23 protein-coding genes and 2 pseudogenes are annotated in these 23967 nt (G+C 63.6%); 1 reads left to right on the forward strand and 24 read right to left on the reverse strand.

The window, feature by feature from the left end:
* Positions 1-145: 145 nt before the first annotated feature.
* Positions 146-421, forward strand: a pseudogene (locus tag CMO28_RS29810) (recombinase zinc beta ribbon domain-containing protein); the annotation flags it as partial.
* A 516-nt stretch (positions 422-937) separates the two neighbouring features.
* Here the strand turns inward: CMO28_RS29810 and CMO28_RS29815 are convergent.
* From CMO28_RS29815 to istA, 24 genes and pseudogenes are all read right to left on the reverse strand, one after another.
* Positions 938-2683 (reverse strand): recombinase family protein, encoded by a 1746-nt coding sequence (locus CMO28_RS29815; protein WP_296707786.1) that lies wholly within the window; start codon positions 2681-2683, stop codon positions 938-940.
* A 29-nt stretch (positions 2684-2712) separates the two neighbouring features.
* Positions 2713-2940 carry a hypothetical protein gene (locus CMO28_RS00015; protein WP_296707789.1) on the reverse strand — a complete coding sequence of 76 codons (228 nt, stop codon included), beginning with the start codon at positions 2938-2940 and terminating at the stop codon, positions 2713-2715.
* A gap of 102 nt (positions 2941-3042) precedes the next feature.
* Positions 3043-3957 (reverse strand): nucleotidyl transferase AbiEii/AbiGii toxin family protein, encoded by a 915-nt coding sequence (locus tag CMO28_RS00020; protein ID WP_296707792.1) that lies wholly within the window; start codon positions 3955-3957, stop codon positions 3043-3045.
* A complete protein-coding gene (locus tag CMO28_RS00025) occupies positions 3950-4834 on the reverse strand; it encodes a type IV toxin-antitoxin system AbiEi family antitoxin domain-containing protein (RefSeq protein ID WP_296707795.1) in 885 nt (294 codons plus the stop codon). The genes CMO28_RS00020 and CMO28_RS00025 overlap by 8 nt, the downstream gene beginning before the upstream one ends.
* A gap of 373 nt (positions 4835-5207) precedes the next feature.
* On the reverse strand, positions 5208-5525 hold the full coding sequence (locus CMO28_RS00030; protein ID WP_296707798.1) for a DUF736 domain-containing protein: 318 nt from the start codon (positions 5523-5525) through the stop codon (positions 5208-5210).
* A gap of 3 nt (positions 5526-5528) precedes the next feature.
* Positions 5529-5852, reverse strand: a complete 324-nt coding sequence (locus CMO28_RS00035) for a DUF2274 domain-containing protein (RefSeq protein WP_199257944.1) — start codon at positions 5850-5852, stop codon at positions 5529-5531.
* An 11-nt stretch (positions 5853-5863) separates the two neighbouring features.
* Positions 5864-7081 carry a TrbI/VirB10 family protein gene (locus tag CMO28_RS00040; RefSeq protein WP_296707804.1) on the reverse strand — a complete coding sequence of 406 codons (1218 nt, stop codon included), beginning with the start codon at positions 7079-7081 and terminating at the stop codon, positions 5864-5866.
* An 11-nt stretch (positions 7082-7092) separates the two neighbouring features.
* A complete protein-coding gene (trbG, locus tag CMO28_RS00045) occupies positions 7093-8091 on the reverse strand; it encodes a P-type conjugative transfer protein TrbG (RefSeq protein WP_296707807.1) in 999 nt (332 codons plus the stop codon).
* Complete coding sequence (gene trbF / locus CMO28_RS00050) at positions 8088-8807, reverse strand: conjugal transfer protein TrbF (protein ID WP_296707809.1); 720 nt, start codon at positions 8805-8807, stop codon at positions 8088-8090. The genes trbG and trbF overlap by 4 nt, the downstream gene beginning before the upstream one ends.
* A 3-nt stretch (positions 8808-8810) precedes the next feature.
* Positions 8811-10154, reverse strand: coding sequence for a P-type conjugative transfer protein TrbL (gene trbL / locus CMO28_RS00055; RefSeq protein WP_296707812.1), 1344 nt, complete (start codon positions 10152-10154; stop codon positions 8811-8813).
* Between the two features lie 21 nt (positions 10155-10175).
* Positions 10176-10889 carry a P-type conjugative transfer protein TrbJ gene (trbJ, locus tag CMO28_RS00060; protein ID WP_142849562.1) on the reverse strand — a complete coding sequence of 238 codons (714 nt, stop codon included), beginning with the start codon at positions 10887-10889 and terminating at the stop codon, positions 10176-10178.
* Positions 10886-13411 (reverse strand): conjugal transfer protein TrbE, encoded by a 2526-nt coding sequence (trbE, locus tag CMO28_RS00065; RefSeq protein ID WP_296707819.1) that lies wholly within the window; start codon positions 13409-13411, stop codon positions 10886-10888. The genes trbJ and trbE overlap by 4 nt, the downstream gene beginning before the upstream one ends.
* Positions 13405-13689 (reverse strand): VirB3 family type IV secretion system protein, encoded by a 285-nt coding sequence (locus CMO28_RS00070; RefSeq protein WP_296707821.1) that lies wholly within the window; start codon positions 13687-13689, stop codon positions 13405-13407. The genes trbE and CMO28_RS00070 overlap by 7 nt, the downstream gene beginning before the upstream one ends.
* 67 nt (positions 13690-13756) lie before the next feature.
* Entirely contained in the window at positions 13757-14065 is a 309-nt protein-coding gene (locus CMO28_RS00075) for a TrbC/VirB2 family protein (protein ID WP_142849559.1), read from the reverse strand.
* 11 nt (positions 14066-14076) lie between these two features.
* Positions 14077-15042: a P-type conjugative transfer ATPase TrbB gene (gene trbB / locus CMO28_RS00080; RefSeq protein ID WP_296707824.1), complete on the reverse strand. Its 966-nt coding sequence runs from the start codon at positions 15040-15042 to the stop codon at positions 14077-14079.
* On the reverse strand, positions 15039-15440 hold the full coding sequence (locus CMO28_RS00085) for a CopG family transcriptional regulator (RefSeq protein ID WP_142849557.1): 402 nt from the start codon (positions 15438-15440) through the stop codon (positions 15039-15041). The genes trbB and CMO28_RS00085 overlap by 4 nt, the downstream gene beginning before the upstream one ends.
* A 116-nt stretch (positions 15441-15556) precedes the next feature.
* Positions 15557-17593: a conjugal transfer protein TraG gene (locus CMO28_RS00090; protein ID WP_142849556.1), complete on the reverse strand. Its 2037-nt coding sequence runs from the start codon at positions 17591-17593 to the stop codon at positions 15557-15559.
* A 794-nt stretch (positions 17594-18387) separates the two neighbouring features.
* Positions 18388-18621: pseudogene (locus CMO28_RS00095) on the reverse strand (transposase); the annotation flags it as partial.
* A 358-nt stretch (positions 18622-18979) separates the two neighbouring features.
* A complete protein-coding gene (locus tag CMO28_RS00100) occupies positions 18980-20125 on the reverse strand; it encodes a cation:proton antiporter (RefSeq protein WP_296707834.1) in 1146 nt (381 codons plus the stop codon).
* Positions 20126-20173: 48 nt separating this feature from the next.
* Positions 20174-20596: a thioredoxin TrxC gene (gene trxC / locus CMO28_RS00105; protein ID WP_041375351.1), complete on the reverse strand. Its 423-nt coding sequence runs from the start codon at positions 20594-20596 to the stop codon at positions 20174-20176.
* A 52-nt stretch (positions 20597-20648) separates the two neighbouring features.
* Positions 20649-21491, reverse strand: a complete 843-nt coding sequence (locus CMO28_RS00110) for an SDH family Clp fold serine proteinase (protein WP_086466673.1) — start codon at positions 21489-21491, stop codon at positions 20649-20651.
* Positions 21482-21712, reverse strand: a complete 231-nt coding sequence (locus CMO28_RS00115; protein WP_296707850.1) for a rhomboid family intramembrane serine protease — start codon at positions 21710-21712, stop codon at positions 21482-21484. The genes CMO28_RS00110 and CMO28_RS00115 overlap by 10 nt, the downstream gene beginning before the upstream one ends.
* A gap of 151 nt (positions 21713-21863) precedes the next feature.
* Entirely contained in the window at positions 21864-22634 is a 771-nt protein-coding gene (istB, locus tag CMO28_RS00120; protein WP_296707843.1) for an IS21-like element helper ATPase IstB, read from the reverse strand.
* Positions 22631-23967 (reverse strand): IS21 family transposase (gene istA / locus CMO28_RS00125; protein ID WP_296707847.1); only part of this gene is annotated, 1337 nt, incomplete at its 5' end. The genes istB and istA, both read right to left, overlap by 4 nt.

The following is a 23967-nucleotide window of genomic DNA, read 5'->3' on the forward strand; positions in this document are numbered from 1 at the left end:
GATGGCTTTGGCATTCCTCCGCCTCGCCATGATCCGGATCATGATGCGGAGAATCGCAAGGAGCCGGAAATCATAGATAACTTCTCGGACGGACTCTAAACGCGTCGCCCGCGCCAATCCGCAAGAGGAGTGGATCACACAGGATGTGCCCGAACTGCGCATTCTTGATGATGAACTGTGGGCGGAAGTCAAAGCCCGACAGGGAGCGATCCGAAAGAGGTATGTCAGTGACGAAAGCAATGGCCTGACAGCCACGCGGCGCAAGCGTTATCTATTCTCTGGCTTGATCAAATGCGCGGAATGTGGTGGCGGCTATTCGCTCGTTTATCGCGACTCGTTCGGCTGTTCGACAGTGAAGAACAAAGGCACATGCGGCAACCGCACGCGCATAGGGCGCGAGGAGCTTGAGAGCCGTGTTCTGAGCGCGCTTCGGGAAAATTTGATGACGCCGGATCTCTTCAAGGAGTTCTGCGAAGAGTACACACGGGAGATCAACCGACTGCGGATGGAAGCATCAAGCGACATCATCGCGAAACGTGCCGAAATGACGAAGGTCGAGAGCCAGATAGAGAAGATGGTGCAGGCCGTAATGGATGGTTTCTACTCGCCGTCGATGAAAGAAAAGATGCCGATTCTTGAGGCGCGCAAAGCCGAACTGATCCGCGATCTTGAACACGCCGAAGAACCGCCGGCGCTGCTCCATCCGAATATGGCGCTGGAATACCGCAGTCGGGTTACCGGTCTCTTTGAAGCGCTTCAGGATGAACAGACCCGGCTTGAAGCGAGTGACGATATCCGGGCCCTCGTTGGTCGGATCGTCGTCTCGCCGGGGAAAGGTGACGAAGCCGACCTGTGGCTGGAGGGCGACTTGGCCGGGATACTGACGCTGGCCGCCGGACGCAGAACACCTGCCCATCCGGAAGATGAACGGGTGCTGCTATCGTTGGGGGCAGGGACACGCAGCAACCTTAGCCAGCAAAACGAAAAAAGCCGCCCACAAGGGGCGGCTGGTTCCGCAGCACCGGAGGTGCTGACATCGTTGGTTGCGGGGGCCCGCAACGTCTTTTGTTATAACTTGGGGCCAGTTTCGGGTTTTGCGCCCGGAAACGATGTCGAGGATGTTCATCACCTCGCCGCGTAAGGTGGCATTGACCTCTCCGCGCTTGTCGCCGGGCTCAAGCACCACTTCGTCCACCAGCGCGCGGAACGCCTCGGCAGCCTGATCGTGCAGTTCGGGATCGGCCAGAGCCTCGCTCAACTGCGTCACCTTGGCCTTGTAGATTTCGGCGATGTTGGGGTGAATGTCCGGAATGTCCTCGGGCGCCTGTTCCATGCGCGCCAGGACGTCCGCCTTCTGGCGTTCCAGTTCCTCCATCCGATCCTTCATGGCCGGCTGATACATGCCGTCCTCGATCGCCGCCATCATGCCGGCGATGCCGCGTTCGATCTTCTCCAGCGCCTTGCGGTCAAACTCTACCTGTGCTCGGCGTTCACGGTTCTGACTGTTGAGCGCTTCGGCATAGGCACGCACGGCCTTGGCGACCCGGTCGGCCGAAACCAGCCGTTCGGTAAGGCCGGAGAGAATACGCTGCTCGATGTCATCGCGACGGATGGTATGGCCGTTGTCGCAGGTCCCCCGGCGATAGCGATTGAGGCAGCCATACCGGTCACGGGTGATGATGCCGTAATTGCCGCCGCAGCAGCCGCATTTGAGTAGGCCCGAGAACAGAAAGGCCGGACGGCGCAGCTCGTTGACGTGTTTGGCACGATAGGCGCGCACGCCTTTGGTGACATTCTCGAACTGCTTCGAGATCTCCTCCTGCCGCCGCCGCGCCGCCTGCCAAAGGTCTTCATCCAAGATGCGCAGGTCCGGCACCTCGGTCCTGATCCATTCGGACTCCGGATTGACCCGCGAGACGCGCTTTCCCGTCGCCGGGTTCTTGATGTAGCGGAGCCGATTCCAGACCAGCACTCCGGCATAGAGCTCGTTGTTGACGATGCCGGTGCCCCGGCAGACATGGCCGCGAATGGTGGTGTCTCCCCAAGCCTTGCCATTGGGACCGGGAATACCGTCGCGGTTGAGATCGGCGGCGATAGCCTTAGGGCTCTTGCCGGCGGCGAATTCGCGAAAGATGCGGCGGACGATCTCGGCCTCGGCCTCGTTGATCTTGCGCTCGCCGCGCACCTGCTCGCCATCACCGTTGAGACGTTTCACGACGTCGTAGCCGTAGCAGAGCCCGCCTCCCGCCTTTCCCTTCTCGACGCGGCCGCGCAGACCGCGATGGGTCTTGGCGGCAAGGTCTTTCAGGAACAGCGCGTTCATGGTGCCCTTGAGACCGACATGCAGCTCGGAGATCTCGCCCTCGGCGAGGGTTACGAGCGTCACGCCGGCGAATTTGAAATGCTTGTAGAGGATGGCGACATCGGCCTGGTCGCGGCTGATGCGGTCCAGCGCTTCCGCCAGCACGACCTCGAACTTGCCCGCCTGCGCGTCCTGCAAGAGCGCCTGGATGCCCGGCCGCAGGGTCACGCTCGCACCCGAAATGGCGGCGTCCTTGAAAGCGCCCACCACCTTCCACTTCTCCCGCGCCGCCTGGTCCCGGCAAATGCGGAACTGGTCCTCGATGGAGGAAAGGCTCTGATTGTCCGAGGAATAGCGGGCATATAGCGCAACGCGGGTCATGAGACTTTCCTTTCTCTCAAGGGCGGATTTCACCCGTCCGGTTCCCGCCCCTCTTCCTTTGGCCGGTTGTCGTTGGCCGCCCGCTTCCGCCGCTCCTGCTCCCAGGCCCCGATGTGTTCGCGGGCGATATGGCGGCCGATGGCCCGCGCGATGGTATCCAGGTGCCGCTCCGCTTCTTGCGCCGCCCCATGCTCGGGGCCGTTATCGTTCGCCGGGGGCGGGATGACCGCGGCCGCCAGGTCCTCCTTCTCCTTCATGAGCCGAGCCTTTCCAGTATTGGTGCATACCGGATAAGGATCGCGCAAAAGCGGCCGAGTTCTTATGGCCGTTATATACCCTGTACTTCTCCCACACCCCCTTTAGGCAAACAGCGCCTTTAACATTTCTCCTTGCTCGGCGTGTTTGGCCGGATTATCCGCCTTGAGCCTGCGCAGGTTGAGAAGCTTCCATTGAACGGCGGGAAGCCGTTCGGCTTGGGGCAGGTCGATGAGGGCGAAATCCGGTTCGGCGTCGTGAAGCGACAGCAGGAACGCCTCTGTCTTGCCAGTCAAGCGGCTTCGGATATCCGCGATCAGGCGTGTCCGTGCCGTTTCGAGATCGGACAGCGCGATCTCTTCCCGCGTCATCCCAACGAATTCCTCCGTGTGCAGTTCTTCTATCGGGATAGCCGGCGGCGCCAGCAGTTCGTGCGGCGGACGGCCGGACGCGCAGACATAGACCAGAAAGACCCGGAACAATTCGTCCGTCAGCCCCTCATTCTCATAGAGCAGGTGGACATCGTAGAGATCGCGCGGGTGCTGGCGGTCGAGGGCGGCATGCAGCTTGCCGGCAAAGAGATCCTCGAAGGCGAGCACCGGCATCTCGGCGAACCCAAAGGCCTCCTCCACCGCGTCCGAAACCCTCATCGGCACCGGCGACAGCACCGTTCCGCGCATGACAGGCGAGGTCTCGATCTTCACACTCGCCGCACCGCGCGAGGCCATGATGCGGGTTTCCAGGTTTCCGCCGCCGGCGATGCGCTGGAGCCGCACATCCCTGTTGCTGCGGCCGAATGAGTCCATGATCCGGTCGAGCGTGGCATCGATTTGCTGGAGAGAAACGGCGCGATCCTCGATCGGCACGTAGGTCAGATCGATATCGACCGACAGGCGCGGCATGTCCCGGTAGAAGAGATTGATGGCCGAGCCGCCTTTGAGCGCAAAGACCTCCTCGGCCGCAATGGCCGGCAGGAGGCGCATCAGCAAGCGGACCTGCTCGACATAGCGTTCACGCATGGCTCGCATCCTCATCCATGTCAGCAGGCAGAAGCGCCTCGGGCACATAGATCCGGTAGACCGGGTGCAGTTTTCCGCCCTTCACCAGCGCGCGCGGGCCGGAACCAAAATCGATGACGCTCTTGTCCAGATGCTTCACCCAGGCATGGGCATGCCGGTCGGCGAACACGAAAAACAGGAGCTTGACCTTGATGCTTCGGCAAGCGCGCAGCAGGGTCATGAGGCGCTTGGGGCGCAGGTTCGTCAGACCCTGAAAGATCATGTCCAGATTGTCGAAGGTCGCGTGGGCTGGCAGTTCGTCGAGCGCTTCGAGGATGGCGCGCTCGGGAGACGAAACCTTGAGCGGCCAGCGCCAGGGGCTCACGGTCGGGCCGTGTCCCGCCCCCGCCCCATGCGCGCTCTCGAATTGGTGCTCGGCATTCTCGACGCCGGTAAGGTCGTCACCGAACAGGGCACGCGAGCGAACGACGAACTGTGTCTTGCCTGGAAGGCGGGCCAGCCAGGAAGGAACTTCGCCATAGAGATAGACACGCTCCCCGCCGCCAAGCGGCATATAGTGGGCGAGGCCATGGAAGCCGAGCGCGCTCAAACCACCCAGATGGACGTCATGTTCCATGATCCATTGGATCGACAGCAGCGGGAGCTGCCAGTCGGTCTCCGGTCGGACAACCGGGTGCCCTGCCTGATCGGTATGGGGCAGCGGGCGACGGTAGACCCCGCGCACCACCCGCTCCAGCCAACCCCGCTCGGCATAGTCGTGGATGGACTTGGGATCGATGCCAAAGCGCTTCAGCCATGCCGCATCGACGAGGAACCCGGGGGGAACCCGCTCCAGAAAGGGTTTCAGCCTTGGCGTTCTTTGATGGCTCATAACCATCAAATTCGCATATTTTGAAAATATTTGCAACTCTCATTTCCTGTATATCTCTTTTTGATGGTCTATAACCATCAAGAAATGGAAACTTCAAAATGTCATATGCCATTGCCGAGCGGGACGGGCGCACCGGCGGGAACGACCACGGACGCACCCCTTTCGAGAGCCCGGCACCACCAGGCACGATGATACGAATCCTCGGCACATGCGCTTATGGTCCGAGGATTCGTAACAATCTCCCCTGCAGGGAGGCTCGCCCTGCCTTCGGAGACATCCACACGACCGCGAAGAGCGCGACTTCCGAATTCATGGGCAAAAGCCATCGTCGTCCGAAGTCTTTTGCGAACGATTTCGGGATCGAGCAAATCAGGGCGGCTCATCCCTCCCGCCGCCTGTTCCAGACGAGCAGCGCCCTGTTCCCCTCCTCGGAGGGGAACAGGGCGGCGGTGAAGGGCTCGGGAAGGCTCGGGTCGTCGAGACGGACGCGGAGATAGTATTTCGGGTGATCGCCCGTTGTCCGGGCATCCCAGGCGTCACCGATGCGGGCGTTGCCAACGAGGACGCGGAATGCCGGGGCGTTGTCATGGGTCCGGTCGTCATTGGGGACGAGCCGGACCTTGGCGTCGATGGTGAGGGTGCGGATGGAGCCGGTCCAGCCGCCGTCATTGGACAAAGTGAAGGCGCCGATTTGCATGGGTCACTCCTGGAATTGCGATGTGGATGAAACAGCGGGCGACGCCGCTGCGGTATCGCCCGCGCGGAGTGAGCGGGTGCGGCGGGCTGGTTTGTCGGTGTCCGTATCCGGCAACCCCTCCTTGCGCGCCTTGGCAAAGGCGCGGTCGCTGTCGAGGAAGGCCTCCAGCATGAAGGGAATGAGCTCGGTGACGGATTCGGCCTCGCCGTAGGTGGCGCGATAGAGGGTCGCATAATCCCGGAGCGCCTGGTTGAGGTCAGCGCCCACCGTGATGGTGATCTTCGCCGGCGTGCGGTCGGGCAGTTTTCCGAGTTTCAGATTGGCCATGATCGATCCTTTCAGCCCTGGTAGCGGCGCAATACGAGATCCCTGTGGACGATGACCCTGAGCGGCCAGCCGGGACGGACGGTGATGGTCGGCTGGATGTTCAGGTTCTTCTCGGTGATGCGCTGGCCGGCCCGGTTGACGTTCTGTTGGGTGGACTCGCGGATGGCCCGGACCAGATCGCTCTCGTCGCTACCCAGGCTCAGTTCCGTGCCCACGCCGAGCAGGGTGGCGAGCGCGATGCCCTTGATGAGCGGCCAGGTGTGGTAGTCGACCTCGTCCTCGAGCCCGGCATAGCCGGCCGTGTCGGTGGCTGGCACATTGTCGATCTCGATGGAGGAGCCGTCGGGCAGGATGATGCGCTGCCAGACAAGCAGCGCGCGGGACTGGCCGAAGGCAATCACGCTGTCATAGGTGCCGATAAGGCGAGAGCCCTGCGGGATGAGCAACGTGCTGCCGGTCACCGTGTCGTAGACGTTCTCGGTGACCTGGGCGACGACGAGGCCCGGCAGGTCGGAATTGATCCCGGTGATCAGGCTCGCGGCGATCACACTGCCGGCAATCACCTGATAGGGCGAGACCGGCGTCTGCAGGGCGTGTGGGTTATAAATACCGCCGGCGTCGCGCTGACTCAGGAAGTCGAGCTTGCGCTGCTGGTTGTTCTGGTCGCGCTCGGGGTCGAGCGCCAGCCGGTTGGCATCGGGCGAAACGGTTTCCGTTGCTGCCATTTGCTGGGACTGGCCCGTCACTGCCGGCGTGTCCTGCCGCGGCCGGTTCTCGATACGGAAGAATACGCCGGCCTCCTTCGCTTGGATGGCCTGCTGGGCGAGGCGCTGCTCCTCCGCGGACAACTCCGTCGCTCCCGGTGCGATGCCGAGCTGGCGTTGGCGTTCGAGGATCGGCCGCCCGAGATCGCCCGGCAGCGGCGGCCCGAGCTCCGGCGTTGCCGGCTTGACCTGGCTGTAATCGCCGGGCAGCGCGGCAAGGCCATCCGGGGTCGGTTTGCGCTCGGTGTTGTAGAGCTCCTCGGCCTGTTCCTGAATGCGCAGGGCCGGGCCTTGCAGCGCCATCATGGTCACGCCGAGGATGGCACCGGAGCCGAGCGCGGCCGCGCCGATGACAAGGCCGCGCCTGAAACGCACGGCACGGCGGGGCGCGGCCCGCAGGTCCAGCTTACCGGGATCGCGCTTGGACGAGCCGGCGGGTTGCGGCGTGGGTGCGGTATCCGTCATAGCCCCTCCCCCTACCGGCCCGTGCGCGGGAACAGCGCGGTGCGCCGTGGCGTTCCGTCGGTCCGGGAAATCCGCACCACCTGCTGCGGCTTGGTGCCGAGGCGCAGCTCGGCAGCGGCGAACAGGCGATCGACGATGTAGTAGTTGCCGCGCATGCGGTAGTTGACGAGCTGGTTGGCGCCGTCGGCGCCCACCACGAAGAGCGGTGGCGCCTCGCCCTGATCGATACGGCGGGGGAACTCGATATAGACCTTGTGGCCGTCGTCGAAGGCGCGCAGCGGCTTCCAGGGTGGGTTATCGCCGGTGATGGCATAGCGGAAGCGGATGTTGTCCAACGCCACATTCGAGGCGACCGGCAGCGCCGCTTGTGCCGCCGCGTTCTGTCGGCGCAGGGCGAGAAGCTGATCGGAAGGATAGGTCCAGGAAACCGCCGCCATGGCGGTCTTCTCGGTGCTTTCGAGCTGGAGGTGATAGGCGCGGCGGTCGGTGGTGATGACGAGATTGGTCTTGAGCCCCGGCGCGAAGGGCTTGACCAGCACATGGGTGCGCTCGCTGTCGCCCGTGCCGCTCACCGTATCGCCGATGACCCAGCGCACGGTGTCGCCGGCGGACACCGAGGTCAGCTTCTCGCCGGGCTGCAAGGCGATGTCGCTCACCCGCTCCGGGGCGGCATAGAGGCGATAGAGCGCCCCTTCCGTATAGGGGTAGACCTGGATGGCGTTGACATAGCCGTATTTCGTCGGCTCCTGCGTCGCCGCTTTATTGGCGTCCTCGACCCGTTGGGTCGGCGGACGTTTGTCCTCGGTCACCTCGCCGGATTCTGGCTGAAGCTGGCCGGGCAGCGGCAGCACCTTCGGCACCTCGACGATCTCCACCGGCTTGGCCGGTTCCTGGTCGATGACGGCCGGCTTGAAGTCGTCGGGGTCGTAGCTGATCGCCGGCGGCAAAGGCTTTGTGGCGCAGGCGGACAAGGCCAGCGCCGAAACGGATATGACGAACAGACTTCTCATTCTACGGACTCCTTGGACAATGAAGGCGCGGCGGCGTCGAGCTCGCGCGACCAGTCGATGGCGTTGACGAAGACGCCTAGGGGGTTCTTGCGAAGCTGCTCGGCGGTGCGCGGGGTCTGGATCACGACCGTCAGGATCGCGGTCCAGCGTTCGGTTCGGGCGAGGCTGCCGCGCTCGAAGACCTGCTCGGTCCACTTGACCTGGAAAGAGGCGTCGGAGGCCCGCACAACGCTCGTGACCTGCACCGAGACGCTGCGGGTGCCGATCGCGCTGAAGGGATCATTCTTCTTGGCGTGCTCGTTCAGGAACAGCGCGGCGCGGTCGGTGGCGAAATCGTAGGCGGACAGCCAGTTCTGGCGCACCAGCACCGGATCGGTGGACACCGAACGGACGTTCGTGATGAAGCGGGCGAGGTGCCAGGCGATCTGGGCGTCGGCCGGCTGGTAGTTCTGGATTGCCGGCGCGACGGCGCGCGCCTCGCCGAACTTGTCGACCTCGACCACATAGGGCGCGACGCGGCTTTGCAGCGACTGCCAGAGCAAGCCGCCGGAAAGACCGACGGAAAGCGCCAGGCAGCCGAAGGCCATGACCCGCCAGTTTCTTGCCTGGATACGGGACGCGCCGATGCGCTCGTCCCAGAGCTGGGCGGCCCTCTGATAGGGAGTGACGGGCTCCGGCGTCGTGCCGTATCGTTGAATCGGTCGTCGGAAGAACATGGGTCAGTCGTCCTTGTCATTGAGGGAGGGATTGGCGCCGTTGCCGGGCCGGTCACCGTCCTTGATGGCTTGGGTGGCGGTCTGCCGATGCGCACGCGCCGCCTGTTCGGAGCGCAGGCGGTTCGCCCAATCCGGCGGGGAACTGGAGGGGATGCCCGCCGATGCGGCGCTTGCCTCCGACATGGAGGCGGTCGGCGTGCCGCCGGTGGCCGTCCAGGCGCCACGGCGTCCGGCATCGGCGCTTTCTTTCAGAGAGGAAGAGGCGCGACCCGCGACTTGGCGCGCGGCGTTTGTGGCGGCTCCGCCGGCAGCGCGCGCCATGCCACCAACACCGGCCGCGGCGCCTGCCATGCCCGACGTCCCGGAGGTCGCCTGTCCCAGTTGGTAGGCGGAAGAAGCGGCAGACCCCATCGCCGTGCCCGCGCGGATGGCGGCTAGACCGCCGCCAGCGGCCATGCGCGCCCCGGCAAGCGCCGCGCCACCGGCGAGCATGGTCGCGCCCACCGCAGCACCAGTTGCGCCGAGGGCGGCGCCGGCGCCGAGCTGCGGTGCTCCGGATACAAGACCCGAAGCGATGCCGGGGCCGAAGATGCCGAGACCGAGCAGCGCCAGAGCGCCCAGCACCCGCGACATGGCGGCGGCAAGGTCCGGTTCCTGACCCTGAAGGCCGTTGGTGAAGGAAGCGAACAGCGTCGAGCCGATGCCGACGATGACGGCGAGCATCATCACCTTGATGCCGGAGGAAATCACGTTGCCGAGAACCCGTTCGGCGAGGAACGACGTCTTGTTCCAGAGCGCGAAGGGCACCAGGACGAAACCGGCGAGCGTCGTCAGTTTGAACTCGAGCACGGTGATGAAGAGCTGGATCGCCAGAATGAAGAAGGCGATGAGGACCAGGAACCAGGCCAGCAGCAGGACGAAGACGGTGAGTGCGTTGCCGAAGATTTCCGGAAAGCCGACGAGATTGCCGACCTGATCGATGAGCGGATACGCCGCCTCATAACCGGTGGCGGCGATCTTGCCAGGTTTGAGCAGATCGTCGGCGGCGAGCGTGCCGGGCGCGGCCTGGATGCCGAGACCGGAGAAGGACCTGTAGATGATCTCGGCAAGGTTCTGGAAGTTGTTGAGGATCAGCGCGAAGACGCCGACATAGAGCACCTTCCGGATCAGGCGCCCGATGATGTTGTCCTCGCCGCCCAGAGCCCAGAACAGGCCTGCCAGCGTGATGTCGATGCCGATCAGGATGGTGGTGAGGAAGGCGACGTCACCCGACAAGAGTCCGAAGCCGCTGTCGATGTAGCGGCTGAAGGTCTCCATGAACCGGTCGATGATGCCGAGATCATTCATCGCGCGTCGCCTCCCTGCCGGTCAGTTCCCAGAATAGGCGGAGCCGGAACCGAGGAACCTGCGCGTTGTCTCGCGCGCCGCTTCCTCCGCCTGCGCCTTGCGCGCGGCGTCTTCTGCCTCGGCGCGGTAATGGGCGGCCATCAGCGTCTGGATCTGCATCTGCTGCTTGGCCGAAAGCGCAATGAGCTGATTCGCGGCCTGCTGCGCCTGCAGCGCCCCGACGGCGCCATGGCTCCGATTGACGAGATCGGTGAGTAGCCCTTCGTCGACGCGCACGTTCTCGACGATCTGCGATTGCACCCGCATGGTTTGGCGGAAAGCGTTCATGGCACTCTGCCAGCGCTCGCGCGCGGCAGTGGCGATATCGCTGGTGCTGACCGTGGCATCGTACGAGCTTGGATATTGCTGCCGCCACTGGCCTTCGAGCTGCGTCAGGTCGAAGCTGAGGCCGTCGACCTGCATCATCAGCCCGTCGATACGGTTCAGCGCCCCCTGGAGTTGTCCGAGCGAGGAGAAATCCAGCCGCTGAAGGTTCTTTGCCATGTTCTGCAACATGACCGCCTGGTTCTGGAGCTGCTGGATCTGGTTGTTGATCTGCTCCAGCGCACGCGCCGCCTGCAGGACATTCTGACCGTAGTTGGTGGCATCGAAGACCGGCCAGGCGGCATGGCCCACCTGTGGCGTAGCGATGGCAAGAGATGCGGCGAGGAGCGCCGCGAGAGACGTGCGTTTCATGGTGTTGGCTCCTGTATTTGGGGAGAGAACGGGCCGAGGATGTCGGCGGCCCAATCGAGGCCGCGGGCTCTCAGAAACTCGACGGCGAAGGCCTCCCTGCCGTGCTCGGCCAGGATTGTGTCGATGAGGGTCTGGGAGGACGGATCGGAGGCGCCGCAGAGCGCCAGTGCCACGGGGCCGAGGCCCAGCTCGAACAGCCGGTTGCCGCGGCGCGATTGCAGGTAGTAGTGCCGTTTTGGCGTTGCCTGCGCGATCAGTTCGATCTGCCGATCGTTGAGGCCGAAGCGCTCATAGGCCGTGCGCGCCTGGGGCTCGATGGCCCGGTCGTTGGGAAGAAAAATGCGCTGCGGGCAGCTCTCGATGATGGCGGGCGCGATGGAGCTGTCGGCCACGTCCGCCAGCGACTGCGTCGCGAAGATCACCGACACGTTCTTCTTGCGCAGGACCTTCAGCCATTCGCGGATGCGGGCGGCGAAGAGCGGATTGTCGAGATAGACCCAGGCCTCGTCGAGAATGAGCAGCGTCGGCCGCCCGTCGAACCTCTCCTCCAGACGGTGGAAGAGGTAGGTCAGCACCGGCAGGACGACGCCAGCCTCATGCATCAGTTCCTCGGTCTCGAAGCATTGAACCTCGGACAGCGCCAACCGGTCCTCGGCGGCGTCGAGCAGCCGGCCGAAGGGGCCATCGAGCGTATAGGGCTGGAGCGCGGCCTTGAGGGCGTTCGCCTGGACGAGGACGGACAGGCCGGTGAGCGTGCGCTCCTCGGCCGGCGCGGTGGCGAGGTTGCACAGCGCCGACCAGACGGACTCCTTCACTTCCGGGGTAACGGTGACATGCTCATGAGCGAGCAGCGCGCCGATCCATTCAGCCGCCCAGCTTCGCGTCGCCGGGTCGTCGATGTCGCGGAGCGGCTGGAAGGCGAGCGCGTTCGTGATGTCATCAGGGGCCGCACCCAGCGCATGATGCTCCCCACCCATGGCCAGCACGGCTGCGCGCGCCGAATTGCCCTTGTCGAAGATGGTGACCTGAGAGCCGGCATAGCGCCGGAATTGCAGTGCGATCAGCGACAAGAGCACCGACTTGCCTGCGCCGGTCGGGCCGACGATCAGCATGTGGCCGACATCGCCCACATGGGTGGAGAGGCGGAACGGTGTGGAGCCGCTGGTTTCCGCATGGAGTAGCGGCGGACATTCTGTCTGAGTGACTTTGGCGAGATGGGCGTTGCGCGCCGGTCCGGCCCACACCGCCGAGAGCGGCATGAGATGGGCGAGGTTCAGGGTGTGGACGAGCGGCTGCCGGACATTGGCGTAGACATGGCCCGGCAGTGAACCGAGCCAGGCTTCGACGGCATTCACCGTTTCCCGAATGCAGGTGAAGCCGAGGCCGTTGACGATGCGCTCGACGGCGCGGACCTTTTCCTCCGCGGTATCCCGGTCCTCGTCCCAGACGGTGATGGTCGTCGTCAGATAACCGAAACCGACATGATCACTGCCGAGCGCCTGCAAAGCGGCGTCTGCATCGAGCGCCTTGTTGTCGGCGTCGCTATCGACCAGTACAGCAGGCTCGTTGGTCAGCACCTCGCGCAGGATCGCTGTGATCGACTTGCGCTTGGCGAACCACTGCCGGCGCAGGCGGGTGAGCACCTTCGTCGCCGCCATCTTATCGAGCGGGATGAAGCGCGTGCCCCAGCGATAGGCAAAGTCCTGATGGTTCAGTGCGTCGAGGATGCCGGGGCGGGTCGCGTTCGGAAAGCCGAGGATCGTCAGCGTCCGCAAGTGCCGGTCGCCGAGCATCGGCTCCAGGCCGCCGGTCAAGGGCGTATCGACCAGCACGCCATCAAGATACATCGGCGTTTCGGGCACGGCGACGGGATGGCGCTTCGTCGAAATCGCCCCGTGCAGAAAGGTCAGCGTCTCGGCATCGTCGAGCGCGCGGATCTCCGGCAGGAAGCCGCTGAGCAAATCCAGCACCCGCTCGGTCTCGTCCCGGAACCGGGCCAGTTCCTGCCGCCAGTTGCGGCCGCCGCCGTCCCCTTCCCCCTTCCGGTCGGAATCCAGCAGCGCATTCTCGGTGCGCGCCTGCGCGTCGGGCGGCGGCATGTAGAGAAGTGTGAGGTGATAGCGGCTTTCGAAATGCCGGCCCTGCCCGTTCGCCGGGTCATCGCTCCACCGGGGCGATGACTGATCTGACTCACCTTCAAAGGCCGCGCGGCGTTCCTCATCGACGAGCCATGAGGCCGCATCCGGGAAGTTGGACCGCGGATAATCCTGCGCCTCAAGCCGCTCCGCCTCGAAGAACAGCGCCCAGCCGGAGCCAAGGCGCTTCAGCGCATTGTTGGCCCGTGCGCCGAGCCCGACCAGTTCGGCCTCCGTCGCGCTTTCGAGATCGGGGCCGCGAAAGCGGAAGCTGCGCTGGAAACTGCCGTCCTTGTTGAGGACGATGCCGGGCGCGAGGAGCGCCGCCCAGGGCAGAAGATCGGCGAGCCGGTCGGCTCGCCCACGGTATTCGGCCAAGCTCAGCATCGCCACCACCCCCGTTGACGCAGATGGCGGGCGAGCACGGGCAGGAAGTCCGGATCGTGCCTGGCCGCAAAAACGCTGAGCGTATGCCCGGCGACGAACAGGCCGAGCCCGGCGATCCACTGCTGGAGACCGAGGCCGATGGCGGCCGCCAGCGTGCCGTTGAGGATGGCGACGGCGCGCGGCGCGCCGCCGAGCAGGATCGGCTCGGTCAGCGCGCGATGGACGGGGATTTCGAAGCCCTCGATGTGGCGGCCTGCCGGCCATTCGCTGTGGCTCATGGCGTTCCTCCTTCGAAACGCCCCGCCGGGGCGTTTCGTGCTCCTTCGTCGCACCAGTCGTCACCCATCAGACGAGCGCTCCGCCGCCGAAGGAGAAGAAGGAGAGGAAGAAGCTCGACGCCGCGAAGGCGATGGACAGGCCGAAGACGATCTGGATAAGCCGACGGAAGCCGCCAGAGGTCTCGCCGAAGGCGAGTGTCAGGCCGGTTACGATGATGATGATCACCGCGACGATCTTGGCCACCGGCCCCTGAACCGATTCCAGGATACGCTGGAGCGGTTCTTCCCACGGCATGCCGGAGCCCGCCGCATAGGCCGGCGCAACCATGAAAAACGTGAGGGCGGTAGCCGACAGAAATCGGAGCTTTTTGCGCATGAGATGTCCTTTCACGAGAGCGATTGCAGTTGGGGCATGGAAAGCGTGGTCACCGCGTAATCGCCGTTGGCGTCGAGGCCGGTGACTTCGGCGATGGTCTCGATGTGTCGGGATGAGCCGCGCCCGGCGATGAACACCACGAGATCGATCGCCTCGGCGATCAGGCGGCGCGGGATGACGGTGACGCTCTCCTGCACCAATTGCTCGATGCGGTAGAGAGCGGCATGGGCGGAATTGGCATGCACGGTGGCGATGCCACCCGGATGGCCGGTGTTCCAGGCCTTGAGCATGTCGAGCGCCTCGGCGCCCCGCACCTCGCCGACGATGATCCGGTCGGGGCGCAGGCGCAGGGTCGAGCGAACGAGATCGGCCAGAGATACGACACCCCGCCGCGTGCGCAGCGCCACGCAATCGGCCGCCGCGCATTGCAGCTCGCGCGTATCCTCGATGAGGATGACCCGTTCGTCGCGATTGGCGATCTCGGCCAGCAGTGCATTGGCGAGTGTGGTCTTGCCCGAGGAGGTGCCGCCGGCGACCAGGATGTTTATCCGCTCCCGCACCGCCTGCCTGAGGGCTTCGGCCTGGATCGGGACCATGATCTGGGCACGGACGTAGTCGGCTAGGGTGAAGATCTTCGCGGCGGGCTTGCGGATGGCGAAGCACGGCGCCAATGCGACCGGGGGCAGCACGCCCTCGAAGCGCTCTCCCGATGGCAGCTCGGCGCTGACAATTGGATTGTCCGCATGCACCTCGGCGCGGACATGGGAAGCGACCAGGCGGATGATCCGCTCGGTTTCGGAGGGGTGAACACGCAGGCCGGCATCGCTGCGTCCCTCGCCGAGACGGTCGATCCAGAGCCTGCCGTCGGGGTTGACCATCACCTCGATCACGGCGGTATCGGAGAGGGCCTCGGCAATTGCCGGGCCCATCGCCGTCTTCAGCATGGCGCGGCGGCGTTCTTCGGCAGTTGTGCTCATGGGTTTTCCTCCCCGTCCCTGGGGCCGAGCGAGCGCTTGCCGCCGGCGATCTGACGGCCCACCTGCTCGACGAATTTCTGGTAACGCTCCTGCGCGACCGCCTGCGTCGCCTTGTCCGGGATCGGCGTGTGCGCGTTGAAGGTGAGATAGAGCCGCACGAAAAAGGCGAGGCTCTCGGTCAGGACATCGATGTCGCGCCGGATGAGGTTGTTCTCGCGCGTCAGCCGATCGAGGCGGATCCTCAACGCCTCATCGAGCGCATGGGCACCGCGGTGACGGATGTAATGGCGGATCGCGTCAGTGATGATGGCTGACTTGGAGGCACCGGGCTTGGCCGCCAGCGCTTCGAGCTCGGCGCTCGTTTCCTCGTCAATGTAGATGTTGTGGCGTGGCTTCATGCAGTGTTGCCCTGACAGTCTTGAAGAAGTCAGGACAAGGATCGCCGGATGGGCCGGAATCTCTTACGGCCTTTATGTACGACGGAATGCGATCACATGCGGATGCTTGCGCGGGATCAGAATCCTTCGAGGATATCTTTCTCCGGCCCCATTGCTTCGTTGACGCCATAGACGCGCGCCGGCTTCGACAGCCGATCCAGGGCGCGTTGGTCGGCGACGACATCCGACTCGTCTACATCGAGTCCCGGAATATCCGGCTGCCCCGGTTCGGCGGGCTTCGCAATCTCTTCTTCCGCCAAGCCCGGGTGGCGCTGCTGCTGAAGCCCACCTTCCTCACAAAGGGAACCGCGCCTCGTACCGTCCTCGCCGGAAGGCATCAGGCGGTCGTCGGTATCGCGCACCTGGCCGCTCCAGTCGTCGGGGCGCGGTGCCGGTTTGTCCTCGTAGCCGCCTTCGGAAAGCTGTGGGGCCGGCAGAACACGCTGCGTGAAGTTGCGATCTTCGTAATAGCGGAGCTTCTTCGCCCGGATCGGCGGCAGGCCCGAAACCAGCACCAGTTCATCCGCGGACGGCAATTGCATCACCTCGCCGGGCGTCAGCAGCGGCCGCGCGGTTTCCTGCCGGCTGACCATAACGTGGCTCAGCCACGGCGCTAGGCGGTGGCCGGCATAGTTGCGCTGCGCCCTGAGTTCCGTCGCCGTGCCAAGAGCGTCGGAGATGCGTTTCGCCGTCCGCTCGTCGTTGGAGGAAAAGGCGATGCGCACATGGCAATTGTCGAGGATGGCGTTGTTCTCGCCATACGCCTTGGATATCTGATTGAGCGACTGCGCAATGAGGTAGGCACGGATGCCATACCCGGCCATGAAGGCCAGCGCCGTTTCGAAGAAATCAAGCCGTCCCAGCGCCGGAAACTCGTCGAGCATCATTATGAGCTGATGCCTGCGGGTCTTCTTCGGGTCTCCTTCCAGCCGCTCGGTCAACCGCCGCCCGATCTGGTTCAACACCAGTCGCACCAACGGCTTGGTGCGAGAGATGTCGGATGGCGGGATGACGAGATAGAGCGAGACCGGATGTTCGGCATCCATGAGATCGGCGATGCGCCAGTCGCAGGCCGAGGTCGTCGCCGCGACGGTCGGGTCGCGATAGAGTCCGAGGAAGGACATGGCGGTGGAGAGCACACCCGAGCGCTCGTTCTCCGACTTGTTCAGCACCTCACGCGCGGCCGAAGCCACGACCGGATGGACCCTCGGGTTCTCCGGCGTGCCGAGATGGTTGGTCGCCATCATCCGCCGCAGCGTCGCCGCGAAGGACCGGCGCGGATCGGACAGGAAGGTGGCGACTCGCGCCAGCGTCTTCTCCTCCTCGGCATAAAGCACGTGCAGGATGGCGCCGACCAGCAAGGCGTGACTGGTCTTTTCCCAATGGTTCCGGCGCTCGAGCGCACCCTCGGGATCGACCAGGATATCGGCGATGTTCTGGACGTCGCGCACCTCGTCCGGCCCCTTGCGTACCTCCAGCAGCGGATTGTAGCGGGCCGACCGCAGGTCGGTCGGGTTGAATAGCAGGCAATGCGAAAATTTCGCGCGCCAGCCAGCGGTCAACTGCCAGTTTTCGCCCTTGATGTCGTGGATGACGGCCGAGCCGGTCCAGGTGAGAAGGGTCGGGACGACGAGGCCGACGCCCTTGCCCGAGCGCGTCGGCGCGAAGGCCATGACATGCTCCGGTCCGTCATGGCGAAGATACTGGTCGGCGAACCTACCGAGGAACACGCCTGCCGGACGGAACAGGCCGGCCTTGCGAATCTCGCGCGGCAAGGCCCAGCGCGAGGAGCCATAGGTGGTGACGAGCCTGCTCTGCCGCGCGCGCCACAGTGAGCCGATAATCGCCGCCGCACAGCCCATGAAGCCGCTGCCCGCCGCCAGCATCCCGGCCTTGTCGAATACCTCCGGCGCATAGGCCTCGTAGAAATACCACCACTCGAACAGCTTCCACGGCTGATAGACCGGCCAGCCGAACAGGACGAACCAGGGGCTGCCAAGCTGCGCCTGATAGCCCAACATGTCGGCGCACCACTGCGTCGCCGCCCACACGCCGAGGATGACGATGGCGAAGACGACGGCGATCTGGCCGATCAGGAGCTTGGTGGGGGTCATGGGCGTCGTTCCGCTGCTTGAGACAAACGGAACGATAATCGAGCGATGCGACAGAAGCGCTTATGGTCTTTATATACGATGGAATGCGATCGACGTTCTACGATCAGGACAACCACTTGGCATAATGAGTCGCCTGCCAAACGAAGTATGCCGCCGAGGCCATGTGCACAACTCCCACAATAGGATCGACGGAGGAAGACCCCGCCACTACGACCCGAAAGAGCAGCAGCGTGCAGGCCATGTGGAAATGCCGAAAGACGGTTCTAAGACATAGGCCCCTACAAGAACGACATCGGACAATTAAGTGGCTATGTTGGTACCCTCCGCGCCAACGGCAATGCCGGCATCGGCCTTTCTTCGAACCGACAGCAGGACAGCACCCTTGCTGCTCGACGGCGCCATGCGCGGTCGTGCGTTTCCGACCAAGTCGAACAGGTCCTGGGACCGACGCTCAGGCCCGGCGAAACTATCCTCATGGACCTGTCTGGACGCCCCCGTTGATGCAAGAAGAATCTTTTCGAAGAGTTCGGAGCGTAGTCGGGTGCTGACATGTGTCCGGCCTCTGTTGCGGCTATCACACGCTGCGGGCCCGTATGGGGATTTCGCGGATTGGGCCAATACAATCTGGCGCGCTCGAGGTGCGCATCCATGATCTGGTTTTCCCGATCCCGTCTTATTGACCGTGGCGCCTTACTCTCCGTTCGACCTTCTCACACTTTCGCAGCCCGCTAGAGGAGCGGACTAACCTGCTACGACCGGCGTTCGATAGGTTCCGCTTTTAGAGCAGAATTCGTTCATGCTGCATCGTATCCGGCGGCGGCGATGTAATTGGCACATTCCTGCACTGTGAAGGTTGGGATCAGGCTGCCGATCCTGTCCCACAGGCCGTCGATGGTGCGCTCGGCTGCCTTCCTGAGCATTGCCTTGAGCTTCGAGAAGTCCGGGCTGTAGGGCGGAAGAAACAGCAACGGCGCTCCCGCTGTTTCGATCATCTGGCGAGTCCGCGGACCCTTATGGCTGGACAGATTGATGGGGTGGACGCCCCCTCAACCTGTCCAGCCATAAGCGCACCGCCGTGCGCCGGGCCATCGAACGGGCCGGCCTCCAAATGCACCTTTTCCAGGACTACAACTCCGACTTAAATCCAGTAGAAATAGCCTTCTCCACGCTAAAAGCATTCCCATAAAGAAGCATGCGCCGCGGCTCGTCAATGAGCTTTGGGACACTATTGCTCACGGCATCGACGCCATCTTTCTCGTCTATGTCTCCACTACCTCGCTGCTGCCGATTATGACTGGTGAGTGATCGAAAAATGCTTAGGTAAGAACGTTGCATCAAGATTCAACCGGTTCGCTCATTCAGCCGGGTCTAGTTGTTTTGGTCCCGCTAAACCTTTAGCCCCGCCCATCTGACCATGACACTCCCGGCCAGCATGCTCATGCCAATCGCGAGGAGTAGAGGACCAGCGAATTCCTCTGCAACAATGCTTGAGGTCGAGGAAACCGACAGCAGCATCAGGCTGAATTCTCCTCCGTGGGCCAGGATGATCCCAGTGCGCCATGAGCTCTGAAGCGACTCGCCGAACAGTCGGGCGACGACCAAAACGATCAGCGTCTTGCCCGCGAATATGATCGCGAGCCAGATCAGCACCACAGGCCATACAGATGGAATGATCCAAAGTGGCAATTGCGTTCCGATGCCGACAAAGAAAATCCCGACAAACAAATCGCGGAAGGGCCGAATCTCGTTCTCGACAGCATGGCGCGCATCACCCTCGCCGATAATCATGCCGGCCGCGAATGCAGCGAGTGCCGGAGAAAGACCGGCGGAGGCCGCGACAATCGCAGACCCGAGCGCAATGGGGAGCGCGAGGAGCTGGGCAAGTTCCGGATCGCCACGCGACGCTACCCAACGGGCAAGCACCTGCAACGGGCCACGGGCAATGAACAGAGCTGCAACCAATGCCATTGCACTGGCGACGACCGTTATCACGCCATGTCCCTCGGCGGCTCCACTCATCGAATCGTGCAGAAGCAGGAATGCGACAGCTGCCAAGTCTTGAAACAGAAGCACTGCAATGGCCAGACGCCCTTGGGCCGATCCCAGAGCGTTCGCGCTTGCGAGCACCTTGAGGCACATGGCCGTGGATGACATGGCAACGGCCCCGCCGATGAGGATTGCGGGGAGGGGCGCGAGATCGAAGATCAGACTCGCTACCAACGACACCGTTATCGTCGTGACTGCAACCTGCACGGCTCCAAGACCGAAGACATGCTTCCTGAGCGTTACGATCTTCTCGAACGAGAATTCCAGGCCAAGAGCGAACAGCAGGAGTACCACTCCGATCTCGCCAATGCTGCTCAGGGCAGCGCTCTCCGCAATCAGGCCGAGGCCGGCAGGTCCGATGACTATGCCGGCAAGAATGTAACCGACGATACTGGGCACGCCGATCCGTGAACATATCGTCACGAGCACGAACGCGGCAAAGACCAACAAGGCCGCACTTTCGACAAATCCGGTCACGCCATGCATGTTCTTCTCCTGATGGTATGGCGCAGGTAAGGCCAATACCTGTAAACTCTAGACGTGCGAGCGCGCCCACTGCGCTATCTGCGCGGCAGGCATTGCTCCGCTCGTTCTCGCAATTTCCTTCCCGCTACTGAACAGGATCATGGTGGGAATGCCGCGGATCCCGTGGCGGCCGGCGATCTTCTGTTCGGCTTCCGTATCGAGCTTGCCGAGGCGGAAATTTGGTTCGAGCGACTGCGCCGCCGCCTCGAATTGGGGCGCCATCATCTTGCATGGCCCGCACCACTCGGCCCAGAAATCGACGAGCAAGGGCAGTTCGGCATTCGCATGACGGTCAAAATTAGCCGCTGTAAGCGTGACGGGCCTGCCTTGAAAGAGAGGCGCGCCGCAGCGTCCGCAATTGGGATTGTCGGTCAGGCGCTCTTGCGGCACCCTGTTGGTGGAATTGCACTGCGGGCAAGCGACCGTGGGCATCCTGTATCCTTTCGTTGACGAGCCGGTCTTGGCGGCCGGCTGATGCAAGCATTCAGCGCGTGGACATGGCGCGGCGCGCTTCTCGCTGCCGCGGCTCGGGCAGGTATTCCACGCCACCGCCCTGGCGACGAACCGGCTGCGGATAGAGCGTCATCAGCTCCAGTATTTCCTTGGACATGTCCGTTCCAACGGGCAGGCCCATGTCGCGGGCCTCATCGGCAGAGATGGGATAGTCGTGGGTCCAGGTGCCCGTCGCCAGCTTCGCCGCCACGGACGCCGCGCGGTTCTCGTCCATCTTGTCGGACAGCAGACGTTTCGCGAATGCCTCGATCTGCGCAATGGCCTTGCGACCAACATCGGCCATGATCAGGGTCTGGTCGTCGATCTCGGCGATGGGTTTCTCCTCGACGACCTTGATGAGCGAGGCAGCAGGCAACTGGCCAAGTTGCGGATCGACGGGTCCCAGCACGGAGTGTTCGCACATCACGATCTCGTCGGCAGCGAGTGCGATCAGCGTGCCACCGGACATCGCGTAATGTGGCACGAACACTGTGACCTTGCCCTTGTGTCCCTGAATGGCGCGGGCAATCTGTGTTGCCGCCAGCACAAGGCCGCCCGGTGTGTGCAGCACGATGTCGAGCGGCACTTCGTCGTCGGTCATCTGGATCGCGCGCAGGACTTCCTCCGAGTCATTGACGTCGATGTAGCGCATCAGGGGGAAACCCAGCAGGTTCATGGTCTCCTGCCGATGGATCAGCAGAATGACGCGACTGCCGCGCTTCTTCTCGATGTTGGCGATCTTGCGTGTGCGCATCGCCTCAAGATACCTGCGCTGCAGTACAGGCTGCAGAGCGGATATGATGAAGAACAGCCAGAACAGCTGCATTATGTCCATGGACCTTGTCCTCCTTCTCGTCGGCCATCCGGCAGAAAGCCATAGATGCCCTCGTCGCGATAATAGTGGCGATAGGCATCGGCGCGCCTTCGCAGGAGTGGCGTTACNAGCCAACCGGCGAGAAACCCGCCGATATGCGCCCACCAGGCGATCCCGCCNGTGGCCTGATCGCTGCCGAGCGACAGAAAGCCGGGAATGACCTGCATGAAAAACCAGATCATCGCGAAAATGACCGCGCGCACTTCGAAGTGTCAACGGCGGAGCAAAACCAGGCCATTGGGCGGCGCAAAAGTAGGCCACTTGGCGGCGCATTCGGGGAACGTCGGGAGGGCGTAGCCCGACCAGAGTTTCCCGAATGCGGCGTCGGCGTTCTTATGGGGTGACGGCGTCGGTTTTTCGGGCCCTGCTTTGCGCGAGGCGATAGCTGTCGCCATTCATCTCGAGGATGCTGACGTGGTGGGTCAGGCGGTCAAGGAGCGCGCCTGTGAGGCGCTCGGACCCGAAGGTTTCGGTCCATTCGTCGAAGGGCAGATTGCTGGTGATCAGCGTCGATCCGCGTTCGTAACGCTGGGAGACCAGTTCGAACAGCAGCTCCGCTCCGGTCTTTGACAGCGGCACAAAGCCCAACTCGTCGATGATGAGCAGCTTGTAGCCGGCCATCTGCTTCTGGAAGCGCAGTAAGCGGCGTTCGTCGCGCGCCTCCATCATCTCGCTGACGAGCGCGGCGGCCGTGGTGAAGCCCACGGACAATCCCTTCTGGCAGGCCGCCAGCCCGAGACCGATCGCAACATGGGTCTTGCCCGTGCCGCTGGGCCCGAGCGCGATGACGTTCTCGCGCCTTTCGATCCATTCGCAGCGCGCCAGTTCCAGCACCAGCATCTTGTTGAGCTTCGGGATGGCGGCGAAGTCGAAGCTGTCGAGGCTCTTGGCGGCCGGGAACTTCGCAGCCTTGATGCGGCGCTCGACCATCCTGCGTTCCCGGTCGATCAGTTCCAGCTCGACCAGCCTGGCAAGATAGCGAACATGATCCACGCCCTCGACCGCGCATTGCCGGGCAAGCTTCTGGTGCTCGCGCAGGAAGGTCGGCAGCTTCAAGGTCTTGAGGTGATGAGCGAGCAGGAGTTCGGGAGCATCGCTGCTCATGCCGGTTCCTCCTCACGGTCCAGCAGGCGCATATAGGCCTTGGCCGACGTCTTCTCGACAGTGGCTCTGGGCAGATAGGGATAGATGTCGAGGTCCAGCCTGGGCGGCCTGCGCTCGGCCCGGCACAGGACGAGGTGCTTCACGGCATCGAAGCTGATGGCGCCCAGATGCAGCGCCTGCTTCACGGCTGCGTGCAGGTCGGCCAGATCGAAGCTTTCCATCAGGCGCAGCACCTGCACATAGGCGCGCCGGCCCTGTTTGCCCATCCGCGCCTCCATGAGACGGCGCAGTGTCGTGAACGCCTCCGGCAGTTCCCAGCCCTGCAAGGGGGCCGCCTGGTCGAGCGCGTTGATCTTCTGCTCGATCAGCGGCAGGTAATGCAGCGGATCGAAGACAACCTCTTCGCGCGCATAGCTGCGCGGATGGCGGGCAATGATCTCCCCGCCGCAGCCGATCACCACCGCGTCGACATAGCCACGGATCCAGACGTCCTGGTGGCCGAAGGCGACCGGAACGGAGTAGTCGTTGGTTCTGTAGCGCACCAGCGCCTGCGAAGTGACCCGACCGCTGGCCTGGTCGCAGGCCTCGAAGGGCGATGCCGGCAGCGGGCGCATCGCCGCCAGATCGCGCAGCAAGCGTTCGCCGATCGTCTCGCTCTCGCCGCGCAGCCGGTCACCCTGGCGCTTGCGGCACTGCTCCTCGAGCCACAGGTTGAACGCGTCCCACGATGCAAAGCGCGGGATCGGCACCATGAAGTTGCGCCGCGCATAGCCGACCAGTCCTTCGACGCTGCCCTTGTCATTGCCCTTGCCGGGCCGGCCATAGCGGTCCCGGATCAGGTAGTGGGACAGAAAGCCGCTGAACAGCGCCGCCCGCTTGCGCGTGCCGTCGGGCAGAATCTTCGCCACCAGGCAGCGGTCGTTGTCGTAGACGATCGACTGCGGCACAGCCCCGAAGAAGGCGAAGGCATGGATATGGCCGTCCACCCACGCTTCGGCCACCGCCGCAGGATAGGCGTGAACATAGCACGCATCGCTGTGCGGCAGATCGAGCACGAAGAAGTGCGCCTTCTGCTCCACGCCGCCGATCACCACAGTCGCCTCGCCGAAATCGGCCTGCGCATGGCCTGGCGGATGCGCCAGCGGCACGAACATCTCCTGGCCGCGCCGCGCCCGGTCGCGCATGTAGTCCTTGATGATCGTGTAGCCGCCGGTAAACCCATGTTCGTCACGAAGGCGATCAAAAACGCGCTTGGCCGTATGACGCTGCTTGCGCGGGACCGCCCGGTCCTCGTCAAGCCACCGATCAATGATCGCGATGAACGCGTCCAGCT

Origin of the sequence: Tistrella sp. (assembly GCF_002684955.1) — a bacterium.
Taxonomy (GTDB): Bacteria; Pseudomonadota; Alphaproteobacteria; order Tistrellales; family Tistrellaceae; genus Tistrella; species Tistrella mobilis.

Excerpts from the sequence above, each read along its gene's own strand:
- trxC (WP_041375351.1), bottom strand. The coding sequence starts at position 20,596 with ATGCCCACGGTCGCTTGCCCGCAGTGCAATTCCACCAACAGGGTGCCG.
- trbL (WP_296707812.1), bottom strand. The coding sequence starts at position 10,154 with ATGAATGATCTCGGCATCATCGACCGGTTCATGGAGACCTTCAGCCGC.
- trbB (WP_296707824.1), bottom strand. The coding sequence starts at position 15,042 with ATGAGCACAACTGCCGAAGAACGCCGCCGCGCCATGCTGAAGACGGCG.
- CMO28_RS00100 (WP_296707834.1), bottom strand. The coding sequence starts at position 20,125 with ATGCATGGCGTGACCGGATTTGTCGAAAGTGCGGCCTTGTTGGTCTTT.
- CMO28_RS00090 (WP_142849556.1), bottom strand. The coding sequence starts at position 17,593 with ATGACCCCCACCAAGCTCCTGATCGGCCAGATCGCCGTCGTCTTCGCC.
- CMO28_RS00110 (WP_086466673.1), bottom strand. The coding sequence starts at position 21,491 with ATGGACATAATGCAGCTGTTCTGGCTGTTCTTCATCATATCCGCTCTG.
- trbE (WP_296707819.1), bottom strand. The coding sequence starts at position 13,411 with ATGCTGAGCTTGGCCGAATACCGTGGGCGAGCCGACCGGCTCGCCGAT.
- trbF (WP_296707809.1), bottom strand. The coding sequence starts at position 8,807 with ATGTTCTTCCGACGACCGATTCAACGATACGGCACGACGCCGGAGCCC.
- CMO28_RS00020 (WP_296707792.1), bottom strand. The coding sequence starts at position 3,957 with ATGCGTGAACGCTATGTCGAGCAGGTCCGCTTGCTGATGCGCCTCCTG.
- CMO28_RS00040 (WP_296707804.1), bottom strand. The coding sequence starts at position 7,081 with ATGACGGATACCGCACCCACGCCGCAACCCGCCGGCTCGTCCAAGCGC.
- CMO28_RS00075 (WP_142849559.1), bottom strand. The coding sequence starts at position 14,065 with ATGCGCAAAAAGCTCCGATTTCTGTCGGCTACCGCCCTCACGTTTTTC.
- trbG (WP_296707807.1), bottom strand. The coding sequence starts at position 8,091 with ATGAGAAGTCTGTTCGTCATATCCGTTTCGGCGCTGGCCTTGTCCGCC.
- CMO28_RS00070 (WP_296707821.1), bottom strand. The coding sequence starts at position 13,689 with ATGAGCCACAGCGAATGGCCGGCAGGCCGCCACATCGAGGGCTTCGAA.
- CMO28_RS29815 (WP_296707786.1), bottom strand. The coding sequence starts at position 2,683 with ATGACCCGCGTTGCGCTATATGCCCGCTATTCCTCGGACAATCAGAGC.
- CMO28_RS00015 (WP_296707789.1), bottom strand. The coding sequence starts at position 2,940 with ATGAAGGAGAAGGAGGACCTGGCGGCCGCGGTCATCCCGCCCCCGGCG.
- CMO28_RS00085 (WP_142849557.1), bottom strand. The coding sequence starts at position 15,440 with ATGAAGCCACGCCACAACATCTACATTGACGAGGAAACGAGCGCCGAG.
- CMO28_RS00035 (WP_199257944.1), bottom strand. The coding sequence starts at position 5,852 with ATGGCCAATCTGAAACTCGGAAAACTGCCCGACCGCACGCCGGCGAAG.
- CMO28_RS00030 (WP_296707798.1), bottom strand. The coding sequence starts at position 5,525 with ATGCAAATCGGCGCCTTCACTTTGTCCAATGACGGCGGCTGGACCGGC.
- CMO28_RS00025 (WP_296707795.1), bottom strand. The coding sequence starts at position 4,834 with ATGGTTATGAGCCATCAAAGAACGCCAAGGCTGAAACCCTTTCTGGAG.
- istB (WP_296707843.1), bottom strand. The coding sequence starts at position 22,634 with ATGAGCAGCGATGCTCCCGAACTCCTGCTCGCTCATCACCTCAAGACC.
- trbJ (WP_142849562.1), bottom strand. The coding sequence starts at position 10,889 with ATGAAACGCACGTCTCTCGCGGCGCTCCTCGCCGCATCTCTTGCCATC.